Raw genomic sequence first — 25663 nt, 5'->3', positions numbered from 1 at the left:
TTTGTACGCTTTTTATGGCTGCTAATCTTCCCACGCAAGTGCAGGGAGGCATCGGGGTAACCGAGCCGGGCATCTTGCACGACGAGCACCTGCACGACGACCATCACCACGATCAGCACTGGCTGTTCAAGTACGTGTTCAGCACGGACCACAAGGTGATTGCCAAGCAGTTCCTCATTACGGGTATCTTCTGGGCCATCCTGGGAGGCACTCTGTCCAGCTTGTTCCGTCTGCAGCTCGGCTGGCCCGAGTCGACGATGGAATGGTTGACGCCCGTATTGGGCAAATGGATCGAAGCTGGTAAGCTGAATCCGGAGTTCTATCTGGCCCTCGTGACGATGCACGGCACTATTATGGTGTTCTTCGTGCTGACTGCCGGTCTGTCAGGTACGTTCTCCAACTTCTTGATACCGCTGCAGATCGGTGCCCGCGACATGGCTTCGGGGTTCATGAACATGCTTTCGTACTGGTTCTTCTTTGTATCCGGTATTATCATGTTCGCCTCGATGTTCCTGGAAACTGGTCCTGCTTCGGCTGGTTGGACAATCTACCCACCGTTGAGCGCCTTGCCACAGGCTATTCCTGGTTCAGGCATGGGCATGACGATGTGGTTGGTGTCGATGGCGCTGTTCATCGTGTCGCAGCTGCTGGGTGGTGTTAACTACATCACCACGGTTATCAACCTGCGTACTCGTGGCATGAGCATGAGCAAGCTACCGCTCACCATCTGGTCGTTCTTCCTGACGGCTATTCTGGGCCTGCTCTCGTTCCCAGTGCTGTTTTCAGCCGCCTTGCTGCTGATCTTCGACCGTTCGTTCGGTACGTCGTTCTTCCTGTCGGACATTTACATTGCCGGTCAGGCCTTGAATAACACGGGCGGTTCGCCGGTCCTGTTCCAGCATTTGTTCTGGTTCCTGGGTCACCCCGAGGTGTACATCGTAATCATGCCTGCCATGGGTATGGTATCCGAAATCCTCGCTACCAACGCTCGCAAGCCTATCTTCGGCTATCGCGCCATGATTGGCTCGCTGCTGGGTATTTCGCTGCTGTCGTTCGTAGTGTGGGCTCACCACATGTTCGTAACGGGTATGAACCCTTTCCTCGGATCGGTCTTCATGTTCCTGACGCTGATTATTGCGGTGCCATCAGCTGTGAAGACTTTCAACTGGCTGGCTACGTTGTGGCGCGGTAACATCCGCTTCACCACGGCTATGCTGTTCTCGATTGGCTTCGTGTCGCTGTTCATTTCGGGTGGTCTGACGGGTATCATTCTCGGCAACGCGGCCCTCGATATCCAGATGCACAACACCTACTTCGTAGTGGCTCACTTCCACTTGGTAATGGGTAGCTCGGCTTTCTTCGGTCTGTTTGCTGGTGTTTATCACTGGTTCCCCAAGATGTTCGGCCGCATGATGGATGAGAAGCTGGGCTACATCCACTTCTGGCTCACGTTCATCGGCGTGTATCTGGTGTTCATGCCAATGCACTATGTAGGTATCGCCGGTTTCCCCCGCCGCTACTACGCCTGGACTGGTTTCGATTCGTTCAGCCAGTTCGCTGACCTGAACAAGTTCATCTCGGTGGCCGCCATCATGGCGTTCTTCGCCCAGTTCGTGTTCATCTTCAACTTCTTCTACAGCATTTTCCGCGGCCGTCGTGCCAGCGAAAACCCGTGGCGTTCGACCACGCTGGAGTGGACTACGCCTGTCACACCTGGCCACGGTAACTGGCCCGGTGAGATTCCGGCCGTCTACCGCTGGCCTTACGATTACAGCAAGCCAGGCGCAGAAGAAGACTTCATTCCGCAGAACGTACCGTACTCGAAGACGCAGTCGTCGAACTTCCCTTACGAGAGCGAAATGGAATAGTCAACATTTGGCAATCTTCCCGAAACGGGCCGCTGTATTTACGGCGGCCCGTTTTGCTTTTGGACAAACTAAGCCTGCCCTACTGCTGTTTTACACCGGATTCTGGTACCATTGCAAAGGGTGCCAACCTTCTTCTTCTGACCGATAACACAATAACAGATTGTGTTCCCTGTTCTATGAATCAACCTGCTTTTGTGAAGCGTTTCCGCTTCTTTGGCATCCTGACGGTAGTGGCAGTTTATCTGCTGATTCTGGTAGGCGGCATTGTCCGGAGCACCGGCTCCGGTATGGGATGCCCCGACTGGCCCAAATGCTTCGGGACGTGGGTGCCACCCACCTCGGTCGGGCAACTGCCTGTCAACTATAAAGAAATCTATACCGAGCAGCGGGTGGCTAAAAACCAGCGTATTGCCAAAACGCTGGACAGGCTGGGCTTTAAAGAGGTGGCCGCGCAGATTTTTGCGCACCCTACGCAGTACGTCGAAACGGACTTCAACGCCACCAAAACCTGGATTGAGTATCTGAATCGGTTGCTGGGAGCCCTGATAGGCGTCTTCATCTTCTTGGCAGTACTGCTGGCTTTGCCCTACCTGCGCCGCGACCCGGCCGTATTCTGGCTGGCCTTTGCTTCCTTCCTGCTGACCGGCTTCCAGGGCTGGCTGGGCTCCCTGGTAGTCTCTACTAACCTGCTACCCGAAATGGTGACGGTGCACATGGCTGTGGCCCTACTGATCGTAGCTCTGTTGATTTATGCCGTTGATCGTTCACAACGAGTAGAGCAGGATAGCCCGCTGATTGAACCATCATGGACGCCGTCAAACGGCATCACAGTTTGGCTATGGGTGATTACGCTGGCCACATTCGGCCAGATTATGCTCGGCACCCAAGTGCGGGAGCAGGTAGATGTGGTAGCGGCGGCGGCCGACTATGGCAGCCGGGCCGATTGGGTGGAGCAGTTGGGGCTGACGTTTAAGGTGCATCGGTCTTTTTCACTGTTGCTGCTGCTTGCCAACGCCTATGTGGCGTTTCGCCTGTACCAGACCCGCTCCCTACGCCTGCAGCGACTGGCCAACGCAGTGATGCTGCTGATAGGGCTGGAAATAGCGGCTGGTGTCACGCTGGCATACTTTGCGCTACCTGCCGCCGTGCAGCCCGTGCACCTGACGCTGGCCACGGTTCTTTTTGGAGCCCAGTTCCTGACGATTATCCGCTACCGCCGCCAGACGAAAACCCAAGGGCAGGCCGCTATTCCGCGCGTTGTTGCGTAACTTTGCGGCCCGGTTTGGAGTCCTTCCGCCGCCCGTGTTGTTTTAACTTCTGATGATCAAAGCCAGGGCGTATTTTCAACTGCTTAAGTTTCGGCTGGCCCTGACGGTCGCCTTCTCCAGTGCCATTGGCTTTTTGCTGGGGGCCCACGCTTTCGACTGGGGACGGGCGCTGCTGGTAATGCTGGGTGGGCTGGCCATCACTGGCTCGGCGAACACCATCAACCAGATCTACGAGAAAGACCTCGACAAGCTGATGAAGCGCACCGCCAAGCGGCCTCTACCGCTCGGTATCCTGTCGGTGGCCGAGGCGTGGGTCTTTACCATCGTGCTGGGTGTGCTAGGGCTGGGGTTGCTGGCCTACTGCTTCAATCCACTGGCGGCGGCTCTGTCCCTGATTTCGCTGATTATTTACGGCTTCATCTACACGCCGCTCAAGCAGCTCTCGCCGATATGCGTGTTCGTGGGTGCCATTCCGGGTGGATTACCGCCCTTTATTGGGTGGGTGGCCGCTACCAATGCCATTACCGGGGCGGCCAGCATTGGCGGCTGGGTACTGTTCGGCATTCAGTTTATGTGGCAGTTTCCGCACTTCTGGGCCATTGCCTGGGTGCTGGACGAAGACTACCGCGCCGCCGGCTTCAAAATGCTCCCTTCGCCGGGCCGCAAAGACCTGCGCACCGCTTTCCAGATCATGACCTATACGCTGCTGCTGATACCTATGAGCCTGCTGCCGCTGCAGTTTGGCATCAGCGGCAAGGTGTCGGCGCTGGTAGCGGTGGTGTGCGGCGTGCTATTTTTGATGCAGACTTTTTACCTGATGCGTACCTGCACCAAAAAAGCCGCCATGAGCATCATGTTCGGTTCTTTCCTCTATCTGCCCATCGTGCAGATAGCCCTTGTTCTTGACAAACTTTAACGCAGCTTGTTGACTCTTTTGCCTGCTTGATTGTTGATATTCCGGAGGAAGCAATCCGCCTGACATACGCTGCAACTTCTCCCGCCAAAAGAGAGTAACAACCCCCATACTTCATGCAAACCACCGAATCCTTAGAAACCAAAGAGCCCGGCTCCGGCCTGCATCCCCTGCGGCTGCTGCTGATTCTGATGATCGTCAGCATCATCATGATGTTCGCCGCCTTCACCAGCGGCTTTATCGTGCGCCGCGAGGAAGGTAACTGGCGCGAATTTGACCTGCCTGTCAGCCTGCTTTACAATACGATAGTGATTGTGCTGAGCAGCGCCACCATGCAGTGGGCCTACGCCTCCGCCAAGCGAGACGAGCTAGGTCGTGCCAAGCTGGCCATGGGCCTTACAGTGCTACTGGGCTTCGCCTTTCTGGTGGGCCAGTGGTTTTCGTGGGGCGACCTGATTGCCGGTCGTACCTATTTTGGCGGGGTAGATGCCAACCCTTCCGGCTCATTTGTGTATGTACTTATGGGCGTGCACGGATTTCACCTAATCACCGGGCTCGTTTTTTTGGTCAAGACTTACCTGAAAACCCTTCGCTATCAGGTGCATTCGCGGCAGATGATGCCCATTGCCAACTGCACCATCTATTGGCACTTCCTGGGCGGGCTTTGGTTGTACCTGTATTTGTTCCTACTTTTGAACCACTAGTTTCGTCTTACCCCGCACTGTATGTCCACGATTTCCACGACGCAGCCCCTCTCTACTGCCAGCGCCGCCGACCGGCCGCGTAGCGGCAACTGGGACGGAGGCAACGAGCCCTTCAAGGCCAGCTACGGCAAGCTGATGATGTGGTTCTTCCTGCTGTCGGACGCCTTCACGTTCGCCGCGTTCCTGACCACCTACGGCCTGATTCGCCACCGCTACCCGGCATTTGATGCCGCTGCGGGCAAAGTCTTCGAATTCTCCACGGCTTATTGGCCGGTACCGGATAAGGTATTCAACGGTTTCCCCGGCCTGCACGGCATGGACGTACCGCTGGGTTTCGTGGCCTTGATGACGATGATTCTCATCTTCAGCTCCGTGACGATGGTGCTGGCCGTAGAAGCCGGCCACCGCATGGACAAGAAGGACGTGCAGAAGTGGCTGTTGTGGACTATCCTGTTCGGCGCTACGTTCCTGGCCTCGCAGGCCTGGGAGTGGAGCCACTTTATCCACGGCACGGAAGAAGGCACGAAGATGCTGGACGGCAGCACGGTATATGGCGCCAACTTGGCTGTCAATCAGTATGGTCCGGTGCTATTCGCTGATCTGTTCTTCTTCATCACCGGTTTCCACGGTACGCACGTATTCTCGGGCTTTTGCCTGCTGGTGTGGGCATTCATTGCTACCACCAACGGTACCTTCGAGAAGCGTGGTCACTACGAAATGGTCGAGAAGATTGGCTTGTACTGGCACTTTGTAGATCTGGTGTGGGTATTCGTTTTCACCTTCTTCTACCTCGTTTAAATTGTTTAATGGCTGAAGTGTTGAATGGTTGATCCTTCGACTGACTTGCAGAACCGTAAACCATTTAGCAATTCAACAATTTAACCATTCACTAAAATGGCTAACCACGCAGGCACTGAGCCTACCGCTCCCGGCGAAATCGCCAAGCCAAACACCGGTTGGATCTGGAGGACATTCTGGATTCTGGTCGGTATCACGGCTTTGGAATTCGTGTTCGTATTCCTGATGAATCCGAGCACGCTTCGCAACTCCATCTTCATCGTCCTCACGATTTTCAAGGCGTTCTTCATCGTAGCCGAGTTCATGCACCTGAAGCATGAAGTGAAAGCCCTGATTTGGACGATTCTTATTCCGATGGCTCTGCTCGTCTGGTTGCTGATTGCACTGGTGACGGAGGGTTCCTATCAGAACGCGTTCTGGAACGTATTCAACTAACTGCATGAGGCCCAAACACGTCCTGTTGTTGGGCCTCCTGCTATTGGTCCCGGTGCTGGCTTTTGTGTTTTTGTACACTTTCGGCACCAACCGTTACGCGCTGCCCACTTACCTGCCCACGGGCGTCGATTCGACGCTGGTGGAAGGGAAGTGGCGGCGCGATACTGTTTTCCACCAGTTGGCCGATTTCCGGTTCACGTCGCAGTCGGGCCGGATAGTAACGCAGCGTGAGGTGGTGGCGAACGGCCTGTATGTGGCCAACTTCTTCTACACCACCTGCCCCGGGGCCTGCCCGCGCCTAAGCAGCCAGATGGCCCGCGTGCAGGAGCGGTTCCGCAAAGACCCGCGCGTGAAGCTCGTTTCCTTCACCGTAGATCCGGCTCGCGATTCGGCGGCCGTGCTGGAGCGCTACGCCGAGCAGTATGGGGCCATTGCCGGCAAATGGTTTTTCCTGACCGGTGACAAAACGGCGCTTTACCGGTTAATCACCGATGAGTTTCGGCTAGAAGCTCCGCGGGGCCAGGCGCCCGGCATCGAGCACAGCCAGAATCTTTACCTAATAGACCGCAACCAACGGGTGCGCGGCATCTACGACGGTACCAAAACCAAAGACGTTGAGCGCCTCATGACGGAAATCGACGTGCTGCTCTACACCTATGAACACGAATAACCCTTCTGCTCCTGTCGGCGGCAACACCAAATTCAAAGTGCTGGCTGCCGTGCTTGGCGCGGTCATTCCGGTGGCGGTGGCGGTGCTCTACTACTTCCCCAATGTGTTCCGCATCGAAGGCGCGCAGGTGAAGTCGCTGCCGGCCGTGAATGCCGTGCTGAATTCCTTAACGGCGTTGCTGCTGATGGCCGGCTACTATTTTATTCGCCGCAAGGATATTGCCAAGCACCGCGCCATGATGGGGCTGGCGTTTCTGATGGGTTCCCTGTTCCTGGTGTCGTACGTGGCCTACCACTCGCAGGTGCCCAGCACCACGTTTGGCGGGCAGGGCCTGATCCGGAGCGTGTATTACTTCATTTTGCTGACGCACATTCTGCTGGCCGCCATAACGGTGGCACTGGTACTGTTCACGCTATATTTTGCGCTGACCGAGCAGTTTCAGAAGCACCGCCGCATTGCCCGCTGGACCTACCCGATCTGGCTGTATGTGTCCGTGACGGGTGTGATTGTGTACTTCATGATTTCGCCGTACTACACCTAAATAGTGGCTGGACAGCTGGACGCTTGAAGGACAAATTGTTTGATGTATTGCCAGAACAATTATCCATTTCAACTACGCAGCCATTTATCTGTTCAAGCAAACCATTACGCCGCAAACGCAGTTGGTAAGAGTATGAAAAAGCTGTTTGTTACCTCGGTTTTTGCCCTTCTGCTGGGCGTGCTGTTTAGCCTGGCCCCCAGCTCGGCGGCCGCACAGTGCACCATGTGCAAAACGCAGGTAGAGTCGGCCCGCAATGAGAAGGATGGCTATGACTTCTCGGGCCTCAATAAGGGGATTCTGTACATGGCGGCTATTCCGTATTTGCTTGTGGGCGCCGTAGGCTACTTCTGGTACCGCAACGCCAAGGCCAAGAAGCCGGCGCGCCGCTAGTGGCCATCCGGGCCGACTCGACGGTGGCGGCCATGCTGGCGCAGAAGTGCCCGCGCTGCCACCGGGGCCCGTTGTTTCGCTACTCAGCGCTGCATCTTACCCGCTTCGACGATATGTATGAGAGCTGCGCGGTCTGCGGGCAGCACTACGAGCCGGAAGTGGGGTTTTATTGGGGAGCCATGTACATCAGCTACGGTTTCTCCACGCTCATCGTCGTGCTGACCGGCGTGCTGCTGTTTTATCTGGCCCACGACCCGCCGGTGTGGGTGTATGTAACGGCCGTTGCGTTGGTGGTTATTGCCCTGACGCCGCTGCTGTTCCGGTATGCCCGCGTGGTGATGCTGTACTTTTTTGGGGGCATTCACTACAATCCTCGGTTTGCTGAAAGTCTGCCGCTGCGCCCTGCGGAATAGGGGGCAGCTAGGAAATGCCGCCAATTGGCGGCATTTTTGTTTGGTAGCGGCTTCTGCGGAGCCGCGTGCTGCCGCTCAACCCTGCGCCTGTTGAAGTTCGCCCGTTTCCTCCCACCTTTCCTGCTGCTGATTGCTTTTCTGTGTTTCGCGGGGGCTTTCCTGAGCAACCGCTACGGCCAGACCCCTGCTGTACTGCTGCGCGCCGATGCGCTGCGCCTGCAGAAGCTGGTGCGGGATGCCGAGCAGAAAGCCGGGCAGGAAGCCACTATGGTGCTGGGCCAGGCCACCCGGGGCGAGCTGCGCTTCGGAACGCTGGTGGGCCGCACCGTCTATCCGTGCTTCGTGTACCAGAACGGGCAGTTGCGCTACTGGTCTGACCACACCACCCGGCCCCAGCCCGAAAACGTCAGTCAGGACTTCCGGGAGAAGCTGGTAGATATGCAGTTTGGGCGCTACCTGGCAGTGCGGCGAGCTGCCGGCCTCTACGTGGTGCTGACGTATGTACCGCTGGAAAAGGGCTACGGCATCAGCAACCGCTACCTGCGCGACGGCTCCGAAAAAGCTTTGTTCCGGGGGCTGAACGTGCGGCTGGTGACGGACCGGCTGCCCAGGCTGCCGGCCATCAATGCTGAGGATGGTCGCTATCTGTTCTCGGTGGAGCGGCAGCAGCCCAACCCCATCACCGGCAAGTACATTCCGATGGTGCTGCTGGTGGTAGGGCTGCTGCTGTACCTGGCTAGCTGGCTGATCTGGGCGCGGCGGCTGTTTGCGGCGGGGCGGGTGCTGGCCGGCACGGCAGCGCTGCTATTGCCGCTGGGGCTGATTCGGGCCGGGCTGCTGCAACTGGGTTTGCCGTTTTCCTTTATCGAGCTGCCGCTATTCGACCCGCGGGTGTACGCGGCTTCCTGGCTGTCACCTTCCCTCGGCGACCTGTTCATCAACGCGCTGCTGCTGGCGCTGGCGGCTTACTGCGGCCTGCGGCTGTTCCGGCACTACAATCCTACCCGCTGGGTGGAGCGCCTGCCCAAAACCTCGGACCGCACGACGGTAGGCGTGGTAACTGGCGTGCTGTTTTTTGTGCTGCTGGAGCTGCAGTTTCAGTTCTATTCCAACAGCTTCAACAATTCGCGGGTCATTCTCGACATCACCCAGGATATTTCGGTGTCGGGCTTTAAGCTACTGCTCACGCTGGCCATTGCGCTGCACACGGGCGCGTATCTGGTCGGATTCTATCTGGTGTCGCAGCTGTTCAGCGCCACGCTGGGCACCGGCAAAGGGCGTGAGGGCGTATTTGGGCTGGGACTGGGGGCGCTGCTGTTTCTGCCGGTAGGCATTGCGCTGGGGCAGGTGCAGGTAATACTGGTGGGCATTACGCTGTGGATTTTCCTGCTGCTGCGCCTGACCGGATTGCGGCGCGTGGCGGCCATGGTTACTTACCAGGTGTATCTGTTCATTTTCCTGATGCTCAGCATCAGCGCGGCCGTGGGGGCGCTGGCGCTGTTCGAGCACTTCGACCGCCAGCTGGTGCAGAACAAGCAGAACCTGGCCGGCAACCTGATGACCGACAACGACCTGCAGGGCGAGTTTCTGCTTACGGAGCGGGCCCGTGAAATTGCGGCCGACCCCATCATCCGGAAAGGGCTGGCCGGCCCGTTTGCCAGTCCGGAAATGGTGCGCCAGAAAATCGTGAAGCACTACCTCGGCGAATATTTCGACAAATACGAAGTCACGGTATCGTTTTTTGATGCGGCCGGCCGGCCAATAGGGGCGGGGCAGGGGGCCGAAACCCTTTCGCAGGTGCGGCGCCGACTGCTGCAGAATTCCACCCGCACCGACCAGATGAACCTGTTTCTGGTGCGCGGCAGCAACTCGTTCAGTACCCGGCGCTACGTTAATTTCGTGCCCGTGCCCGGCGCGGCGCGCGGCACCAATACGGTGTTGCTGGAGCTCATGCTCAAGAAGCTGACCACCTACAGTGTGGTGCCCGAGCTGCTGGTCGACCAGAAGTTCTTTCAGCCCGGGCTGGGCGCCGAGCTGAGCTACGCCGGCTACGAGCAGGACCGGCTGGTGTACAGCGAAGGAGACTTCGACTACGTGAACCGCCTGCGGCGGCAGCAATACAACGACCCGCGCCTGTACCGCACGGGGCTGGTGGTGGGCCGCTTCCACCACCTGGCCGTGCGCGACGAAACCCAGCACCGCACGGTGGTCGTCACCACGTCTACTTACAGCTTCAGCGACTGGCTGGCCAACTTCTCGTTTCTGTTTCTGCTGCACGCCTTCTACTGGCTGCTGGGCATGGCGCTGTATCTGCTGCTGCGCGGCGAGTACCTGGCCGTGCTGCGCACCAACTTCAGCACCAAGATTCAGCTGTTTCTCAACTTCGGGATTCTGGTGCCGCTGGTGCTGGTGAGCATTGCCACGGCCAGCCAGGTGACGTCGTCGTATAAGCGCGACCTGCGCCGTACTTACGAGCGGCGCGGCCGCACCGTGCAGGACAACCTGCTGCAGAACCGCGCCCTGCTCACCGACTCGGCCGGCCGCCCCGCGCTGCTGGCCCTGGCCGACAACGTGGCCTCGCTCACCGAAACCGACCTCAACCTCTACGATGCCGCCGGCCAGCTCATCGTCAGTAGCCAGCCCATCATGTTCGAGTCTGGGCTGCTGGGGCCGCTGATGAATCCGCAGGCTGTGGCGGCACTCAAGGAGCGTGCCCAGCCGCGGGTGCTGCTGCTGGAGCGGGCCGGCTCGCTGTCGTTCAACTCGCTGTACCTGCCGCTGCGGGCCGCCGAAACCGAGGCCGGGCAGGCGGGCCGGGTGCTGGGCTACGTGGGCATTCCGTTCTTCGACTCCGAGAAAGAGCTGGATAGCAAGCTGATTGAGCTGATTTCGACCCTGCTCAATATTTTCACGGGCATGTTCATCGTGTTTCTGGTGCTCACGTTTGTGGCTTCGCGCATGCTCACCAATCCGCTCAAGCTGCTCACCCAGAAGCTCAAGCAGACCACGCTTACCGGCCAGAACGAAATGCTCGACTACCAGTCGGACGACGAAATCGGGCTGCTGGTGCGCGAGTACAACGCCATGCTGCTCAAGCTGGAGGAAAGCAAGCTGGAGCTGGCCACCCAGGAAAAGGAAGCCGCCTGGCGCGAAATGGCCCGGCAGGTGGCCCACGAAATCAAGAACCCGCTCACGCCCATGAAGCTGAGCTTGCAGTTTCTGCAGCGCGCCATCCAGGACCAGCGCCCCAACCTCGACGAGCTGATTGCCAAGGTGTCGCAGACGCTCATCACCCAGATTGACGTGCTAACGGACATTGCCACCTCGTTCAGCACCTTCACTAACCTACCCGCCATGCGCCCCGAGCGCCTCGACGTGGCCCCTATTCTGCGCCGCTGCGTGGAGCTGCACCAGGGCAGCCGCCCCGACGCCCGCATCGAGCTGCAGCTACCTGATATAGACACGCCCACCATAGTGTTTGCCGACGAAAACCTGCTGGTGCGCACGTTCAACAACCTGCTCATCAATGCGCTGCAGGCCGTGCCGGAGGGGCGTGCCGCCCAGGTGTCGGCCCAACTAAGCGTGCAGAGCAATAAGCGGGTGCAGATCAGTATCCAGGACAACGGCGCTGGCATTTCCGACGACGTGCGCGAGAAAATCTTCATTCCCAACTTTACCACCAAAGCCACCGGCTCCGGCATCGGACTGGCCGTGGCGCGCCGCGGCATCGAAAGCGCCGGCGGCAGCGTCTGGTTTGAGACGGAGGAAGGCACCGGCACCACGTTCTATATTGAGCTGCCGCTGGCGGGGTAACGCTAAGATCCGGCTTGGGGACGAGCCGCAGGCGAGTAGCCGGAACCGCGCCACTTGCGCCAACGCGAGGTACTCGCTCCGCTCGTTCGCCAAGCTGGAGCTTAGCGGTACAGCAGGCTGGCACGAATCCACGCTATTTTTACGTTGAGCTACCGGCAGCCCGCCGGCGTGTATATCTTTTCTATGAGTAGCAGCTTTCCGCCCCACTTTCTGCGCCTGTGCCTGCTGCTAGCGTGCGTGGTGGCGTGGGCGGGCGCGTGGGCCCAGCAGCGGCCCGAAACGCCACCCAACACGCGCCGCTGCGTGTGGGTGCGCCTGCTGCCGGGTCGGGATACCACGGACTTTGCGCTGCCTGATACGCTGACCGTAGTGCCAACTTCCGTGAGCGTAAAAGACCGTTCGGTGGCCTACGACGCCCGCCAGGACCGGTACCGCTACGTGGAGCCCGGCCGCCGGCTGCCCAGCCCCGAGCCCGGCCAGCCGGATATTGCGGTGCCCGGCCTCGATTCGGTGCTGGTGTGCTACCGGGTGCTGCCGCTGCGGCTGGCGGCGCCGGCGTTTCGGCGGCCCCGCGGTTTGCTGGATAGCCTGAGCTTTCCGCGCCGCACGTTCGGGCAGGAAGATTTCACGGTGAAAGAGCAGATTCTGAGCACGCCGGGCATCAACAAAACCGGCAACCTGGCCCGCGGCATCAGCTTCGGCAACGCCCAGAACGTGTTTGTCAACTCCTCGCTGAACCTGCAGCTCGAAGGCCGCCTCACCGACAACATCAACCTCACGGCCGCCATCAGCGACCAGAACGTACCCTTCCAGCCCGAAGGCAACACCCAGCAGCTGCAGGAATTCGACCGGATCTACATCACGCTCACCAGTCCGCGCTGGAACCTGACCGCCGGCGACGTGGTGATGCGCAACAAGCCCGACTACTTCCTGCGCTTCTACAAAAACGTGCAGGGTGCGGCCCTGGAAGTGAATCTGGGGCAGAATGCGGGCGGCCTCAGCGGCTTCAGCACGCCCCAGCTGACGCCGCTGAGCAGCTACCCGGGCGTTGGCTCGGGCTCGTATTCGACCACCACCATCACCAACGGCGGGCAGCAGGGCGCCACCACCGCGCCCGGCAGCCCGCTGGCGCCGGTGGGCTTGGGCGTGCCGCAGGCCACCGGCGCTACGGTAGCTGGCGAAACCCGCGGCCGGTTCGGGCCCGTTCGGTCGTCTACCACGGTGGCGGGCGGCGTGGCTAAGGGCAAGTTCGCCAGCATCGATGTGGCCCCGATTGAAAACGTGCAGGGACCGTACCGCCTGCGCGGCCCCAATGGCGAGCAGTTCATCATCGTGCTGGCCAACTCCGAGCGGGTGTACCTGGACGGGCGCCTGATGACGCGCGGCTTCGACAACGACTACGTAATCGACTACAACCAGGCCGAAGTCACGTTCTCGCCCCAGCACCTGATTACCCGCAATTCGCGCATCAAGATTGACTTCGAGTATTCCGATTTCAACTACGCCCGCTCGCTCTACCACGCCAGCCACTACCAGCAGGTAGGCCGCCTGAACGTGCACGCCAACTTCTACCGCGAAGCCGACAACCCCGACAACTCGCCCAACCTTCAGCTCGACACCTTGGACCGGCGGCGCCTGCGCGAGCTGCCCGACAACGTGGCGCAGGCCAGCACGCCCGGCGGCGGCAGCCCCGTGACCTACACCCGCACGCAGGTGCTCTACAACCGCGAAACCCGCACCATCAACGGCCTGCCTGTGGAGGTGTTCACCTATCCGGCTGACTCCACGCGCGACGTCTACAACGTGCGCTTCACGGAGGTGGGCCCCGGCAACGGCGACTACAACCTGAGCACGCGCTTTCCGGGCGCCAATGGGCGGGTGTTCGAGTTTGTGGCTCCGGTGGCGGGTGTGAGCCAGGGCCGCTACGCGCCCATCCGGCTGCTGCCGGCGCCGCTGCTCAAGCAGATTGTGTCCAGCGGGGCCAGTTTTCAGTTGGATTCCACGGCCTCGGTATTTGTGGATGTGGCCGTGTCGGAGCTGGATCTGAACCGCTTTTCGCCGGCTTCCGACAAGGGTCAGGCCATGCGCGTGGGCTATGCCGTGCAGGACCGCCGCCTACCTGGCCTGGGCTTCCTGCGCGACTACCGCTTCCGCAGCGCCCTCGACTACGAGTACACCAGCAGCCGGTTTGCACCCGTAGACCGGTTTCGCGATATCGAGTTTGACCGCAACTGGAGCACCGCCAGCACCGTGCAGGGCAACGCCACCCGCCGCGAGGCCCAGGCCGACAACATTCTGAACTTCGCGGTGGGCGCCGCCAAAGACGAGAACAACGCCGTCAACTACCGCCTCAGCCGCCGGTTTCGGTCGGGGGAAGTGAGCGGGCTGCAGCACTGGCTGGATGCCGCCCGCCAGATCGGCGACGTGCAGCTGCGCGGTAGCCTGTTTCTACTGAACTCGCAGGCCGGGCGCAAGGAGTCGCGCTGGGCGCGGGGCGAGGCGGCGGCGCGCTACGTGGGCGCGCCCATTGTGCCCGGCTACGCCTACCGGTTCGACAAAAACCGGGTGGCGCTGCCCGCCGGCGACTCCGTCACGTCGGCCAACTACTTCGACGAGCACAATGTGTTCCTGCAAAGCCAGGACTCGGCCCGCACCCGTTTCCGCGCCGACTATACCTTCCGCCGCGACCAGACGCCCAACCTGGAGCAAACCGCCATTCAACCGCGCAGCACCGCCCAGACCTGGCAAGGCACCATGACCACGCGCCTCGGCAAAAGCCAGGACCTGGCCATCCTGGCCACCTACCGCGACCTGGCTGTGCGCGACAGCGCCCGCCAGCGCAATGTGCTGGCCAAAATCGACTGGAACGCCAGCTTTCTGCAAAACCAGATCCGCTCAGAGCTGAGCTACCAGGTGGCTACCGGCCGCGAGCTGAAGCGCGACTATGCCTTCGTGGCCGTGCCCAACGGCCAGGGCACCCACTACTACGGCGGCGACACCAACGGCAACAACACCGAGGACCGCGACGAATTCCTGGAAGCCCAGACCTCGGATGCCGTCTACCGCACCCACATCAAGGTGTATCTGCCCACCGACGACTACATTCTGGCCTTCACCAACCGCTTCAGCTACCGCCTCACCACCAGCGCCCCGCGCACCTGGCGCGACGCCGGCGGCTGGCGCGCGGCCGCGGCCCGCTTCTCGGCTATCAGCACCGTCACGCTGGACCGCCGCACCACCGACAACAGCCTGTCGTCGCGCCTGAATCCGTTTGCGTTTCAGACTGAGGACTCGCTGCTGCTGAGCCTCAACAAGCTGCTGCGCAACACGCTGTACTTCAACCGCTCCAATCCTATTTTCGGGGCGGAAATGACCGTGCAGCAGACCCAGCAGAAAGTGCTGCTCACGCAGGGTTCCGACATCCGCAACCTGGCGGCGCAGAGTTTGCTGCTGCGCCGCACGCTGGCGCAGTCGTTTACGGGCCGCCTGAACCTGAGCCGCACCATTCGGCAAAACAGCTCCACCTATTTGGAAACCCGCAATTTCCGGGTGCTGGCCTACGAGCTGGCCCCCGAAATCAGCTACCAGCCTAACGGCACTTTCCGCTTCACCGGCACCTACCTGCGCACCGACAAAAACAACGTCGCGCCCATCAACGACGCCAACAAGGCCCGCGGCATCTTCGACGAGCTGGGTATCGAAACCCGCATCAGTCAGGTCAGCAAGCGCACCATCACGGCCACCACGCGCTACGTGCGTATCAGCTTCGACGGCTCCCAGGACTCGGTGGTGGGCCTGGAAATCCTGAATGCCCTGCGCCCCGGCAGCAATTTCACCTGGAACCTGAACGCCGAGCAGCGCCTCAGCAACGGCCTCAACCTGAGCGTAGCGTATGATGGCCGCAAAGCCAACGGCATAGGGGCGGTGCACACGGGCCGCATGCAGGTGTCGGTGCTGTTTTGAGGATCAAAGGTTCGCAACGCGAAGTTTCCGCTTCGCGGCGGACTTTGGGGTGGCACGTTCGCCGCGAAACCAGATTATTCGTTACTTACTACTAGGTTGTTGAACGGTGCGAAGCGGAAGCAGCGTGCTGCAAGTTGCGACGCTACATTTTCCTTCGCTATGTACTCCTGCCTGCTACGTCTGCTGCTACTGCTTACCTGCCTGCAAGCATCTTTCCTGACAAGTCACGGGCAAACCCCAGTTTCTAAGGCACCGCCCATTACCATGCCCGATCCTATCTATTTGCTGAACTCGAGCATTGTTATCAACGGTGCGTTGGAGTACATAGTCCCAAACGACATTGATAGGGTTGTGATTCATAAAACCGACACTGCGCCGGAGGCGTTGCACAACCTAGCATCAACGGGCATCGTGGATATAGCACTCAAAAAATCCAGTAAATCCATCAAAAGCAAAACGTTTAAGCAGGTCGCCCGCCAACAGAAGGTACGTGGCCCGTTTCGCGTGGTCCTTAATGGGCAGTTGCTGAGTGCCGCGCAAGCAACGACGTTGCGCATTGCCCCGGCAGCCATTGGGCAAGTTCAGGTAACGCCCGCCACGGCCGACGACCCGGTCGCACTGTTGTCCATCAAGCTGTCGAGGGAAAAGCCGATTCAGCACCCACCCGGTGCCATTATGATTCGGGGAATGGCAGTGCAGTAGCCAGTGCCTGCTGTTTGCGCTCCATCACCAAACAGGACCTGCCGAAGCTTCGACAGGCCCTGTTGCGGCTTCAAATAGAGCCCCGGCTGGATGAGGTGCGGCGTGTGCAGTATCCACTCTACTGCTTGACTGCTCTATAGAGCCAGCAGCTTCCGAAATCCGGCCACTACGGCCAGTTCTGTCTGGCCGGCTGGGGCTTTAGCAGCATCCAGCTGCTTCTGGGCGGCGGCCAGCCACACGGCCGGTGGCGCGGTGCCGCGCTCCAGCTGCGTGAGGCGCTCCAGGCCCAACGCGGCCAGTAGGCGCAGCTGCCCGGAAAGCGGGGCGTACTCGGTGAGGGTGGGGGAAGTGAGCAGCAGCGGCTGCAGGCGCGTATCGTTGGTTTGCCAGAGCTCCAGCTGCTCGCGCAGGCTCTTGTGCAGGTTGCGCACGGCGGCGGTGCGGGGTAGGGCGGCGGTTTTGGCGGGGCGCAGGACCAGCAGCGAATCCACGCGCCAGCTGAACTGCCGCGCCACGTCCGATTCGGCCGGCGCGGCGTCGACGAGGCGGGTGAGGGGCGTGCCGGGGGTGTAGCTGAAGCCCTGGAAATGACGCTTGTATTCCTTCACGGGCTCCAGCACAGCCGCAAAGGTGCGCAGCGGCGCCAGCGCGGCCGGATCGGGGCCGGCGAGCTGCTGTAGTAGCTGCAGCGGCGCCCGGCGGTGCTGCAAGCCCAACTTTTCCAGCTGCCCCGCTACGGCCTCCAGTCGGCGGTACATATCCGGCACGTCCTGCACCGTGCGCGCCGACCACAGCCGCTCGGCCACGGCCGCGGCGCGGGGCCAGATGCGCGAATCGATAACTACGCTGTCGGCAAACTCGCTCCACATCGTGGCCTCGCCGCCCAGAATCAGGGCCTGCTGCTCGGGCGTGAGAGGGTTGTCGGCGGGGAGTGGGTCGGTAGTGTAGCTGCTGGCGGCCGTCAGGTAGAGGTCGAGGTAGTAGCCGCTGGACAGCAGGGCCGGGTTGCCGGCCTTGGCAGCATCGTAGAGGCCCTTTTTGCCGCGCCAGCTCTGGATGACGGCATTCTGCGGCAGGCCGGGGCCCAGGATTTCGTCCCAGCCCACCATCTTCTTGTTGTACTTCGTGACGATGGCCAGCACTCGGCGGTTGAAGTAGGTTTGCAGGGCGTGCTTGTCGAGCGTCTTGTCGGCTTTCAGCATGCCGTTGACGCGGGCAAACTCCATGATGCGCGCACTTTTGCGCCACTGCCGCCCGTCGTTTTCGTCGCCGCCGATGTGGAAATACGGGTCCGGAAACAGCGCCGTCATTTCCCGAAACAGCATGTCAAGGAGGGTGTAGGTGGTTTCCTTGGTGGGGTCGATGGCCAGGTTGGCGGTGCGCCAGCTCTGGTACACGCCGTAGATGGAGTCGTTGGAGGCCAGCTGCGGGTAGGCCGCCATCCAGGCAATGGTGTGGCTGGGCACGTCGAACTCGGGCAGCACCCGAATGCCGCGGGCGGCGGCGTAGCGCAACACCTCGCGCACCTGCGTCTGGCTGTAGTGCTGCCCGCTGACCTCGTGCAGGCGCAGCAGCGTGCGGCTTTCCACCCGGAAGCCCTGGTCGTCGGCGAGGTGCCAGTGCAGCACGTTCAGCTTCATGGCGGCCATGGCGTCAAGGTTGCGCTTGATGACCGAAACCGGCATGAAGTGGCGGGCCGCGTCAATCAGCAACCCCCGCCACACAAAGCGCGGCTGGTCCTGGATGTCCACTTCGGGCAGCACCGTGCGGCGGCCGTCGGGCTGCGGCAGCTGCTCCAGCGTGGCCAGCGCCCGCAACACGCCCAGCGTGGTGGGCGCGTCAATCAGCACGCCGGTGGGCGTCACGCGGAGGCTGTAGCGCTCCTCGTCCTGCAGCTCGGGCAAACCCACGCGGCCGTAGCGAATCTGCAGAGGCGCAGCGGCCGGGCTACCGGCAGGTAGGGCGCTGCCGTTGCGGCGCAGCCGGTCCAGCGTGCGCCCGACGGCGGCCTTCAGCACCGGGTCGGCGGGGCCGGTGAGCAGGGGCCGCAACGCCAGCCTGGCGCCCAAATTGCCCGTTCCCCAGCGTACGGAGGTAGGCACCGGCAGCAGATTGCGGGTAGCGGCCGGGGCAATGGCCTGCGCCTGCAGCGGGCCGGCGGGCACCAGCGCCGCCAGCAGCAGCACAGCGAAAAAGCGGAAAAGCATAAGCAGCAAAAGAGCAGGGTGGGGGCGAAAGATACGGCACCCGCCGAATCAGCAGTGGCTACCCTGCACCATTCGTGCCGGGGTTGAACACCAGTTGAACCGCTGTTCAACCTCGGCCGCAACTCGACGGTGGTAAAGGCGCGGGCTTTTCCGCAATTTGCGCCAGCGTATCCCTCTTTTCCCTATTCATGATTTCTCCTTCCCGATGGGCGGCGTGGGCCAGCACGGCGCTGCTGCTGGTGCTAACCTGGTGGTATTATCCGGCTCCGCAGAGCGGCAATAAGTCGCCGGTGATTAACTGGGATGCTTCCGGCTACTACCTCTACCTGCCGGCCACTCTCATTTACCACGACCTGCGCGAGCTAAACTTCCGCGACGCCTACATGCGCGACTACGCGCCCACGCCCGATTTCTACCAAGCCTACCGCGACTCCGCCAGCGGCCATTTCGTGCTGAAATACCCCGCTGGCTTGGCGCTGCAGGAGCTGCCGTTTTTCCTGGCGGCGCACGCCGTGGCGGCCCCGCTCGGCTATCTGCCCGACGGTTTTTCGGCGCCGTATCAGCTGGCCGTGAAGCTGGGTAGTCTGCTGGTGTCGGTGCTGGGGTTCTGGCTGATCCGGCGGGCGCTGCTGCCGCGGTTTGGCGAGTGGCCCACGGCGGGCGCGCTGCTGATTTTGCTGCTCGGCACCAACTACCTCACCTACAGCGGCGCCGGCCACGCCGGCATGACGCACAGCTGGCTGCTGACCTGGTATGCTGCCTTGTTACTGCTCACGCCCGCCTTCTACGCCCGCCCCAACTGGGCCCGGGCCATCGGCATCGGCGCCATTATCGGGCTGATGACGCTCACGCGGCCCACGGCGCTGCTGGCCGTGCTGCTGCCGCTGCTCTGGGGGCTGGGCACGCGGGCCGCGCTACGGGAGCGGCTCACGTTCTGGCGGCAGCACTGGCCGTTGCTGCTGGCGGCTGGCGCGGCCGGTGGCGTACTGCTGAGTCTGCAGCCGCTTTACTGGCATTATGCTACCGGCCGCTGGATTGTGTATAGCTACCAGGAGCAGGGCTTCAACTGGCTGAAACCGCACCTGTTCGATGGTATCTTCAGCTTCCGGACAGGCTGGCTGATGTATTCGCCGTTGATGGTGGTGGCGCTGCTGGGCTTTGGGCCGCTGCGGCGGCAGCAGCCGGCGGCGTTCTGGCCGCTGCTGGTGTTTACGGTGCTGTTCACCTACGTCACGTTTGCCTGGAACGAGTGGCTGTACGGCGGCGGGCTGGGTGCGCGCGCCATGATTGACAGCTACGCCGTGCTGGCCTGGCCGCTGGCTGCGGCTCTGCGCTGGCTGCTGGCCCGGCCGCGCTGGGCCGTGGCCGCAGCGCCGCTGCTGCTACTGGGCTGCGCCTACGGCTACTGGCTGACGCAGATGGCCATTCCCGGCGGCCAGGGCCTGCTGGCGGCCGGCGACATGAACCGCACTTACCTGCGCCGCATCCTGTTCCGCTACGAAGTGCCCGACGAAACCCGCTTGCTGCTCGATAGCAACTCCGAATTCACGGGCGAGGCCCGCAACACCCGCGTGCTGTGGCAGCAGGATTTCGAGCAGCCTGCGCCGGGCCTGTGCGGCACGCCGGCCCTGCAAGGCGCCTGCTCCCTCTCCCTCGACGCCCAGCACCCGCACAGCACCGAATGGATGGTGCCGGTGCAGCCCGGCCAGTTCACCTGGGTACGCGCCTCTGCCCAGGCCCGCGCCGACCAAACCGAGTGGGACATGAACCGCATGACGCAGTATGTAGTGCGCTTCCGCCGCGGCCAGGAGGTGGTGAAGGAGCGCACCGTGCGCCTGCAACGCGCCCTGGAAGGCGGCTGGCCCCGCGAGCTGCACTTCGATATGCGGCCCCCGCAAGCCGATTTCGACAACGTCTCCATCACCTTTCTCTACTACGGAACCAGCACCAACCTGCTTCTCGATAACGCCCGGCTTGAGGCTTTCGACTGAATCACGGATTTTTGCGGATTAGACGGATTGGTCGGATTTCGTAGACGACGCGTTCTAGCGGTATTATGTATGGTGCTGCTGTCGGTGCTGAAACTACAAAATCCGACCAATCCGTCTAATCCGCAAAAATCCGTGATTCAGATCAGTCCTCTTGCCTTGAACTCCAGGTATTTGTTGATGGTGTTCACCGTCAGGTTTTGCGGTGCGGTGAGCAGGGCGTGGATGCCGTAGCGGTTCAGTTCGCGCACGATCTGGCGCTTTTCCTGCGCGAATTTCTCGGCAATGGTCTGGTTGTAGACGTCCTGCGGGGTAGCGGCGGTACCGTCCAGGAACTCGCGCAACTCGGTATTTTCAAAGAAAATTACCAGCAGCAGGTGGTCTTTGGCGAGGCGGCGCAGGTAGGGCAGTTGGCGCTGCATGCCGCTCAGCGTCTCGAAATTGGTGAACAGAATCAGCAGGCTGCGTTGCCGGACGTTGTTCCTGACGCTGATGTACAGCCGCTCGTAGTCGGTTTCGAGGTACTTGGTGCGCTGCCGGTAGAGCACTTCCAGCAGCTTGCGCATGTGGCCGCCGCGCCGGTCGGCGGGCAATACCGTGCCGGGCTGGTGCGAAAAGGTAATTAGCCCAGCCTTGTCGTGCTTGAGGATGGCAATGTTGCTGACGACCAGCGTGGCGTTGATGGCATAATCGAGCAAACTCAGCCCTTCAAACGGCATCCGCATCACGCGGCCCTTGTCGATCAGGCAGTATACCTGCTGGGCGCGCTCGTCCTGAAAGTGGTTGACCACCAGTGAGTCGGCGGCGTGGGTGGTGGTGCGGCGGGCGGTGGCTTTCCAGTTGATGGAGCGCGGGTCGTCGCCGGGCACGTAGGGCCTGATCTGCTCGAACTCCATGCTGTGCCCGACCCGCCGGATGCGCTTCACGCCCACTTCCGTGAGGCGGTTGCTGATGGCCAGCAGCTCGTACTGCCGCATCTGCAGAAACGACGGATACACCGGCACCACCCGTTTCTCATCGAACTGGAAGCGCCGCCGCACCAGCCCCAGCGGCGAGCACACGTACACGTTCAGCGCCCCGAATTCGTATTCGCCGCGCTTCACCGGCCGCAGCTGGTACCGGATTACCTGCGTCTCACCGGGCCGGATAGCAGCCCGAAACAGCACGTCGCGGCGCTGAAACTGGTGGGGAATCTCGTCGATGGTTTCGGTGCTGACCGGGAAGCGGTAGTGGTTTTCGAGGTAGAGGCTGATGTCGTTGTCGGAGCCGTTGGCCAGCTTGTCGCCCAGCACGCGCCGCCCGAACAGGTGGCCGGCGCCGCCTTTGGCCGGGGCGTAGAGCAGCAGCATATCCAGCGCCAGTAGCACCAGCAGCAAGCCCAGCGCCAGCTGCACCGGCGCCAGCCAGCCCGGCAGGAAAAACGCTACCACCAGCCCCAGGATAAGAGCGGTGAGCAGTAGAAAGAAGCGGCGGGTGAGAAAGAAGGATTTCATGTTTTCTGTCATTGCGAGCAGAGCGAAGCAATGGCAATGGGCTACCGGGGTACCTCAATCTGCTGCAGAATCTGCTTCACGATGTCGTCGGGGGTGCTGCCTTCCATTTCGCGCTCGGGGGTGAGCTGGATGCGGTGTCGCAGCACCGGCGCGGCCAGATACTGCACGTCTTCGGGCGTCACGAAGTCGCGGCCGCGGAGGGCGGCCAGGGCCTTGGCGCCGTTGAGCAGCGCCAGCGAGGCGCGGGGGGAGGCGCCGAGGTACAGGCCTTTGTGGGCGCGGGTCTGGCCCACCACCCGGGCAATGTACTCCAGCAGCTTCGGCTCGACGTGCTGGCGGCGCACCTGCTCGCGCAGGCTGCGCAGGTCGTCAGCACTGAGCACGGCCTGCACGGCCTCCAGCGGCGTGCCACCAAAACCGGCGTGGTGGCCCTGCAGAATGGCAATTTCCTCTTCCATGGTCGGGTAGCCCACGTGCAGCTTGAACAGGAAACGGTCGAGCTGGGCTTCGGGCAGGCGGTAGGTGCCTTCCTGCTCGATGGGGTTCTGGGTGGCCAGCACCACAAACGGCTCCGGCACGGCGTAACGGGTGCCGTCCTGGGTCACCTGGCGCTCTTCCATCACCTCAAACAATGCCGACTGCGTCTTGGCTGGGGCGCGGTTAATCTCGTCAATCAGCACAATGCTGGCGAAGATGGGGCCGGGCCGGAACTCAAACTCGGCCTTGTTGGGGCGGAAGATGGAGGTGCCCAGCACGTCGGAGGGCATGAGGTCGGGCGTGAACTGCAGGCGGCTGAAGGGCACGTCGAGGGTGCGGGCCAGCAGTTTGGCGGTGAGGGTCTTGGCCACACCGGGCACGCCTTCCAGCAGAATGTGCCCATCGGCCAGGATGGCGGTCAGCAGCAGCTCAGCCAGGGCCTGCTGCCCCACAATCACCTTGCTGAGCTGCTGCCGGATGGCTTCGGCGTGGCGGCTGAGCGCGCTCAGATCGGTGCGGGCGGCGAACGGGGCCGCGGTGTCCGGTGCAGTGGCAGGGGCAGCTTCGGTAGTCGGCTCCGGGGCGGGCTGTGCGTGGGACTGGGGGAATTCGTTTTCGGGCGTCAGATTATTTTCCATCTTGGCAGTCAAAAGCAGGAAGAAGCGAATTGGGAGAAAGAGGTGTAGCGGGATAATGTCATAGAGATTATTCTATGTGTAGAGAAAATGCCTATTTAGTGCGTTATATCAGGTATATTGGAATATTTATAAAAGGAAAAATTCAAATAGAACCCATAGTGCAATTTTAAGCGGCGGCTTTCCTGAACTCGTTGAAGGCCTTGTTGAGGGCTAGCAGCTCCGCATCGGAAACGCGCGGGGCAGTGAGCAGGAAATTGATGCGGCGCACCAGCGTGTCTACTTCGGAGCGGGGCAGGCCGGACTTTTGGGCCAGCCGCTCGCGGGCGGCTTCGTCGTTGAGGTCGAGGCCGGGCTCGTGGAAACGGGTGCGCAGATGCTCCAGAAATAGCTGAATCTTTTTCTCGGCAATGGGCGCGTGGCTGTTGCCCTGGCGGTAGAGGCTGGCCACGGTGCGCGTAAACAGCAGCGTGGTGTTGGGCAGGGGCCGCAGAATCGGGATGATGCGCTGCCGCCGCCGGGCTTCCACGCCCACAAATAGCAAGGCGCCCAAGAGGCTCAGATACAGCGCCCAGCGCAGGGCATCGTGGGCCAGCAGCACCCGCAGCAGCGACTGTTCTTCCAGCCGGCCCTGCTTCTGGTACTCGTCCCACCACACCGGCCGGCCCGTGGGCAGGTACGACAGCGCCGCAAACGCGAAGTTGCTGGTGGCTGGCTGCAGCACGAAGTAGTTGGTGAAGGCCAGCGGCACGGTGCACAGGTAGAGGTGGCCCCGGCCGTGCGGCACGCGCACCAGCACGGCCCGCCCGGCGGTATCGGCCGCGAGCTGGGTGGCGCGCATGGTGCTGTCGGGCAGCAGGCGGTAGGAGGCGCCCAGGGCCGGCAGCCGGAAGTAGGGGCGGCGGGTCTGGCGGGCCAGCCCGGCGTTGCTGAGCTGCAGCTGCACCGAATCGTTGAGCAGTTCCTCTGTTGAGGCCTTCTTCAGGCGCGGGCGTTGCACGAAGGGCGCCGTGCGGAAGCCCAGCGTGTCGGCAAACTGCCGGTCGAACTGCTCGGCGGCAATGAACACGTCGTTGCCGCGGGCCACGTGGCGCAGCAGGGAGCGGCAATCGGAGCTGCTGAGCGTGAATTCATCGTCCACGAACACGTAGGTGGCTTTGGGAAAGCCAGATTCCGCGAGGCCCGCCATGTAGTCGGCGTCGCCGGTTTCCACGGTTTCGGTGGTGCTGCGCTCGGGCGTGGCGGCGGTGCCGGCGGTAGCGTCTTCGGATGAAATGGTATCGGCTGCGCTGAAGGAATCGGTGGAATCAACTGCTTCGGCCGTGGTGTCCTCGGTGGGTTCGTCTTCGCCCTCAATCTGGTTGTAGATGGGCACGCGCACGGCTTTTACCTCGCGTTTGGCCACGCCCATTACCTCGGGCAGCACGTCGTAGAGCACGTAGGTGCCGTACGGAATCTTGTCTTTGTTCTGGAAGGTGGGCGTCCAGTCGAGCGGCTTGGGGCGGTAGTATTCCACGGCCACATAGGCCCCGAAGAGCAGCGCCAACCCCAGCAGATACCAACGGAAAGTGGTCATGGGCGAGGGGGAAATCAGGCGGCGCGGCGGCCGGAGGAAAGGAGTTGCTGGAAGGCCAGCCGCGTGGCGCGGGCTTGGGCGTAATGGCTGGGCGTGAGGTCGTCCTGCTCGCCGTACCACACATAGTCGAACTGCCGGGTCAGCTCCCGGAAGGCATCGGGCAGCGGGCCCGGGGGCAGCTCAAACAGGTAGTCGTGGTTGGTTTTGTCGGGCTGCCACCGGATCAAGCCTTGGTCGGTAAGCTGCTTGAGGATTTGCAGGTAGCCCAGGCGCACGGCCAGCCGGAAGTTGCCGGCGGTTTCGGCGGCTCCTATCAGCTCCTCAAACTGCAGCCCGTGGATATCCTCGCCCTCCACGTCGTAGGGCAGCGCGGCGGTATTTGGGGCCCGGCCGAAAGCGCGGGTGAAATCAATCTGGAGCAGCTTGAGCACCACAAATACCAGCGCCACCACCAGCCCGGCGTAGATGCCGTATTTCCAGACCACCTGGCCGGAACGGGTATCGAGCATCTCCGCCAGCCAGCGCCAGAACCGCGCCCAGAACAGGTCCCAGGCGCTTTGCTCGCTTTTCACCTCCACGTACTGAAACTCGCGCTGCTTCCGGAAGTCGCGCAGCCGCGCCGGGACCGGCTGGCGCAGGGTGGGCGTCGGCGCGTTGTCGGGTGGCAGCTGGCGCACGGCGGCGGTATTGCGAACCGGCGTCCGGGCTGCAACGGGCCCAACGGCCCAGGGCAGCATCAGCATCAGCGCCAGCAGCCACCGGCGGCTGTAGGAACGGAGCATCAGCGCAAATGAAAGGTAAGAAGCCAC

General features: G+C 61.7%; 19 protein-coding genes. 14 read left to right on the top strand and 5 right to left on the bottom strand.

The window, feature by feature from the left end; translation table 11 throughout:
• Positions 1–14 precede the first annotated feature (14 nt).
• The 13 genes from O3303_RS10095 (at position 15) to O3303_RS10035 (ending at position 16478) form a co-directional block, all read left to right on the top strand.
• Complete coding sequence (locus O3303_RS10095; RefSeq protein ID WP_269558296.1) at positions 15–1868, top strand: cytochrome c oxidase subunit I; 1854 nt, start codon at positions 15–17, stop codon at positions 1866–1868.
• Between the two features lie 176 nt (positions 1869–2044).
• Positions 2045–3136, top strand: a complete 1092-nt coding sequence (locus O3303_RS10090; protein WP_269558295.1) for a COX15/CtaA family protein — start codon at positions 2045–2047, stop codon at positions 3134–3136.
• Between the two features lie 52 nt (positions 3137–3188).
• A complete protein-coding gene (gene cyoE / locus O3303_RS10085; RefSeq protein ID WP_269558294.1) occupies positions 3189–4052 on the top strand; it encodes a heme o synthase in 864 nt (287 codons plus the stop codon).
• A gap of 113 nt (positions 4053–4165) precedes the next feature.
• Entirely contained in the window at positions 4166–4753 is a 588-nt protein-coding gene (locus tag O3303_RS10080; RefSeq protein ID WP_269558293.1) for a cytochrome c oxidase subunit 3, read from the top strand.
• Positions 4754–4774: 21 nt separating this feature from the next.
• Complete coding sequence (locus tag O3303_RS10075) at positions 4775–5551, top strand: cytochrome c oxidase subunit 3 (RefSeq protein WP_269558292.1); 777 nt, start codon at positions 4775–4777, stop codon at positions 5549–5551.
• A 96-nt stretch (positions 5552–5647) separates the two neighbouring features.
• Complete coding sequence (locus O3303_RS10070; protein WP_269558291.1) at positions 5648–5986, top strand: cytochrome C oxidase subunit IV family protein; 339 nt, start codon at positions 5648–5650, stop codon at positions 5984–5986.
• A 64-nt stretch (positions 5987–6050) separates the two neighbouring features.
• A complete protein-coding gene (locus tag O3303_RS10065; RefSeq protein ID WP_269558290.1) occupies positions 6051–6656 on the top strand; it encodes an SCO family protein in 606 nt (201 codons plus the stop codon).
• Positions 6643–7197, top strand: a complete 555-nt coding sequence (locus O3303_RS10060; protein WP_269558289.1) for a DUF420 domain-containing protein — start codon at positions 6643–6645, stop codon at positions 7195–7197. The genes O3303_RS10065 and O3303_RS10060 overlap by 14 nt, the downstream gene beginning before the upstream one ends.
• Positions 7198–7329: 132 nt before the next feature.
• Entirely contained in the window at positions 7330–7587 is a 258-nt protein-coding gene (locus O3303_RS10055) for a hypothetical protein (protein ID WP_269558288.1), read from the top strand.
• Positions 7587–8000: a DUF983 domain-containing protein gene (locus tag O3303_RS10050; protein ID WP_269558287.1), complete on the top strand. Its 414-nt coding sequence runs from the start codon at positions 7587–7589 to the stop codon at positions 7998–8000. The genes O3303_RS10055 and O3303_RS10050 overlap by 1 nt, the downstream gene beginning before the upstream one ends.
• 90 nt (positions 8001–8090) lie before the next feature.
• Positions 8091–11813: a sensor histidine kinase gene (locus O3303_RS10045; protein WP_269558286.1), complete on the top strand. Its 3723-nt coding sequence runs from the start codon at positions 8091–8093 to the stop codon at positions 11811–11813.
• A 183-nt stretch (positions 11814–11996) separates the two neighbouring features.
• Positions 11997–15776: a DUF8818 domain-containing protein gene (locus O3303_RS10040; protein ID WP_269558285.1), complete on the top strand. Its 3780-nt coding sequence runs from the start codon at positions 11997–11999 to the stop codon at positions 15774–15776.
• A gap of 264 nt (positions 15777–16040) precedes the next feature.
• Positions 16041–16478, top strand: coding sequence for a hypothetical protein (locus O3303_RS10035; protein WP_269558284.1), 438 nt, complete (start codon positions 16041–16043; stop codon positions 16476–16478).
• Positions 16479–16612: 134 nt separating this feature from the next.
• Here O3303_RS10035 and O3303_RS10030 read toward each other — a convergent pair whose 3' ends face one another.
• Complete coding sequence (locus tag O3303_RS10030) at positions 16613–18685, bottom strand: beta-N-acetylhexosaminidase (protein WP_269558283.1); 2073 nt, start codon at positions 18683–18685, stop codon at positions 16613–16615.
• Positions 18686–18873: 188 nt separating this feature from the next.
• Here O3303_RS10030 and O3303_RS10025 point away from each other — a divergent pair, with 188 nt between their 5' ends.
• Positions 18874–20676 (top strand): hypothetical protein, encoded by a 1803-nt coding sequence (locus O3303_RS10025; RefSeq protein ID WP_269558282.1) that lies wholly within the window; start codon positions 18874–18876, stop codon positions 20674–20676.
• 137 nt (positions 20677–20813) lie between these two features.
• Here the strand turns inward: O3303_RS10025 and O3303_RS10020 are convergent, their stop codons facing one another.
• The 4 genes from O3303_RS10020 to O3303_RS10005 form a co-directional block, all read right to left on the bottom strand.
• A complete protein-coding gene (locus O3303_RS10020) occupies positions 20814–22166 on the bottom strand; it encodes a DUF58 domain-containing protein (protein WP_269558281.1) in 1353 nt (450 codons plus the stop codon).
• A 41-nt stretch (positions 22167–22207) separates the two neighbouring features.
• Entirely contained in the window at positions 22208–23101 is an 894-nt protein-coding gene (locus O3303_RS10015; RefSeq protein ID WP_269561897.1) for an AAA family ATPase, read from the bottom strand.
• Positions 23102–23447: 346 nt separating this feature from the next.
• The gene (locus tag O3303_RS10010; protein WP_269558280.1) at positions 23448–24854 is read right to left on the bottom strand and encodes a DUF4350 domain-containing protein; all 1407 of its coding nucleotides are present in this window, start codon (positions 24852–24854) and stop codon (positions 23448–23450) included.
• Between the two features lie 14 nt (positions 24855–24868).
• Positions 24869–25636: a DUF4129 domain-containing protein gene (locus O3303_RS10005; RefSeq protein WP_269558279.1), complete on the bottom strand. Its 768-nt coding sequence runs from the start codon at positions 25634–25636 to the stop codon at positions 24869–24871.
• Between the last annotated feature and the right edge of the window lie 27 nt (positions 25637–25663).

It is taken from the genome of Hymenobacter canadensis (genome assembly GCF_027359925.1).
Taxonomy (GTDB): domain Bacteria; phylum Bacteroidota; class Bacteroidia; order Cytophagales; family Hymenobacteraceae; genus Hymenobacter; species Hymenobacter canadensis.
This window is presented reverse-complemented; position numbering and strand designations above follow the sequence as displayed.

Coding starts and splice junctions, on each gene's coding strand:
- O3303_RS10095 (WP_269558296.1), top strand. CDS start 15: ATGGCTGCTAATCTTCCCACGCAAGTGCAGGGAGGCATCGGGGTAACC.
- O3303_RS10090 (WP_269558295.1), top strand. CDS start 2,045: ATGAATCAACCTGCTTTTGTGAAGCGTTTCCGCTTCTTTGGCATCCTG.
- cyoE (WP_269558294.1), top strand. CDS start 3,189: ATGATCAAAGCCAGGGCGTATTTTCAACTGCTTAAGTTTCGGCTGGCC.
- O3303_RS10080 (WP_269558293.1), top strand. CDS start 4,166: ATGCAAACCACCGAATCCTTAGAAACCAAAGAGCCCGGCTCCGGCCTG.
- O3303_RS10075 (WP_269558292.1), top strand. CDS start 4,775: ATGTCCACGATTTCCACGACGCAGCCCCTCTCTACTGCCAGCGCCGCC.
- O3303_RS10070 (WP_269558291.1), top strand. CDS start 5,648: ATGGCTAACCACGCAGGCACTGAGCCTACCGCTCCCGGCGAAATCGCC.
- O3303_RS10060 (WP_269558289.1), top strand. CDS start 6,643: ATGAACACGAATAACCCTTCTGCTCCTGTCGGCGGCAACACCAAATTC.
- O3303_RS10055 (WP_269558288.1), top strand. CDS start 7,330: ATGAAAAAGCTGTTTGTTACCTCGGTTTTTGCCCTTCTGCTGGGCGTG.
- O3303_RS10040 (WP_269558285.1), top strand. CDS start 11,997: ATGAGTAGCAGCTTTCCGCCCCACTTTCTGCGCCTGTGCCTGCTGCTA.
- O3303_RS10035 (WP_269558284.1), top strand. CDS start 16,041: ATGCCCGATCCTATCTATTTGCTGAACTCGAGCATTGTTATCAACGGT.
- O3303_RS10030 (WP_269558283.1), bottom strand. CDS start 18,685: ATGCTTTTCCGCTTTTTCGCTGTGCTGCTGCTGGCGGCGCTGGTGCCC.
- O3303_RS10025 (WP_269558282.1), top strand. CDS start 18,874: ATGATTTCTCCTTCCCGATGGGCGGCGTGGGCCAGCACGGCGCTGCTG.
- O3303_RS10020 (WP_269558281.1), bottom strand. CDS start 22,166: ATGAAATCCTTCTTTCTCACCCGCCGCTTCTTTCTACTGCTCACCGCT.
- O3303_RS10010 (WP_269558280.1), bottom strand. CDS start 24,854: ATGACCACTTTCCGTTGGTATCTGCTGGGGTTGGCGCTGCTCTTCGGG.
- O3303_RS10005 (WP_269558279.1), bottom strand. CDS start 25,636: ATGCTCCGTTCCTACAGCCGCCGGTGGCTGCTGGCGCTGATGCTGATG.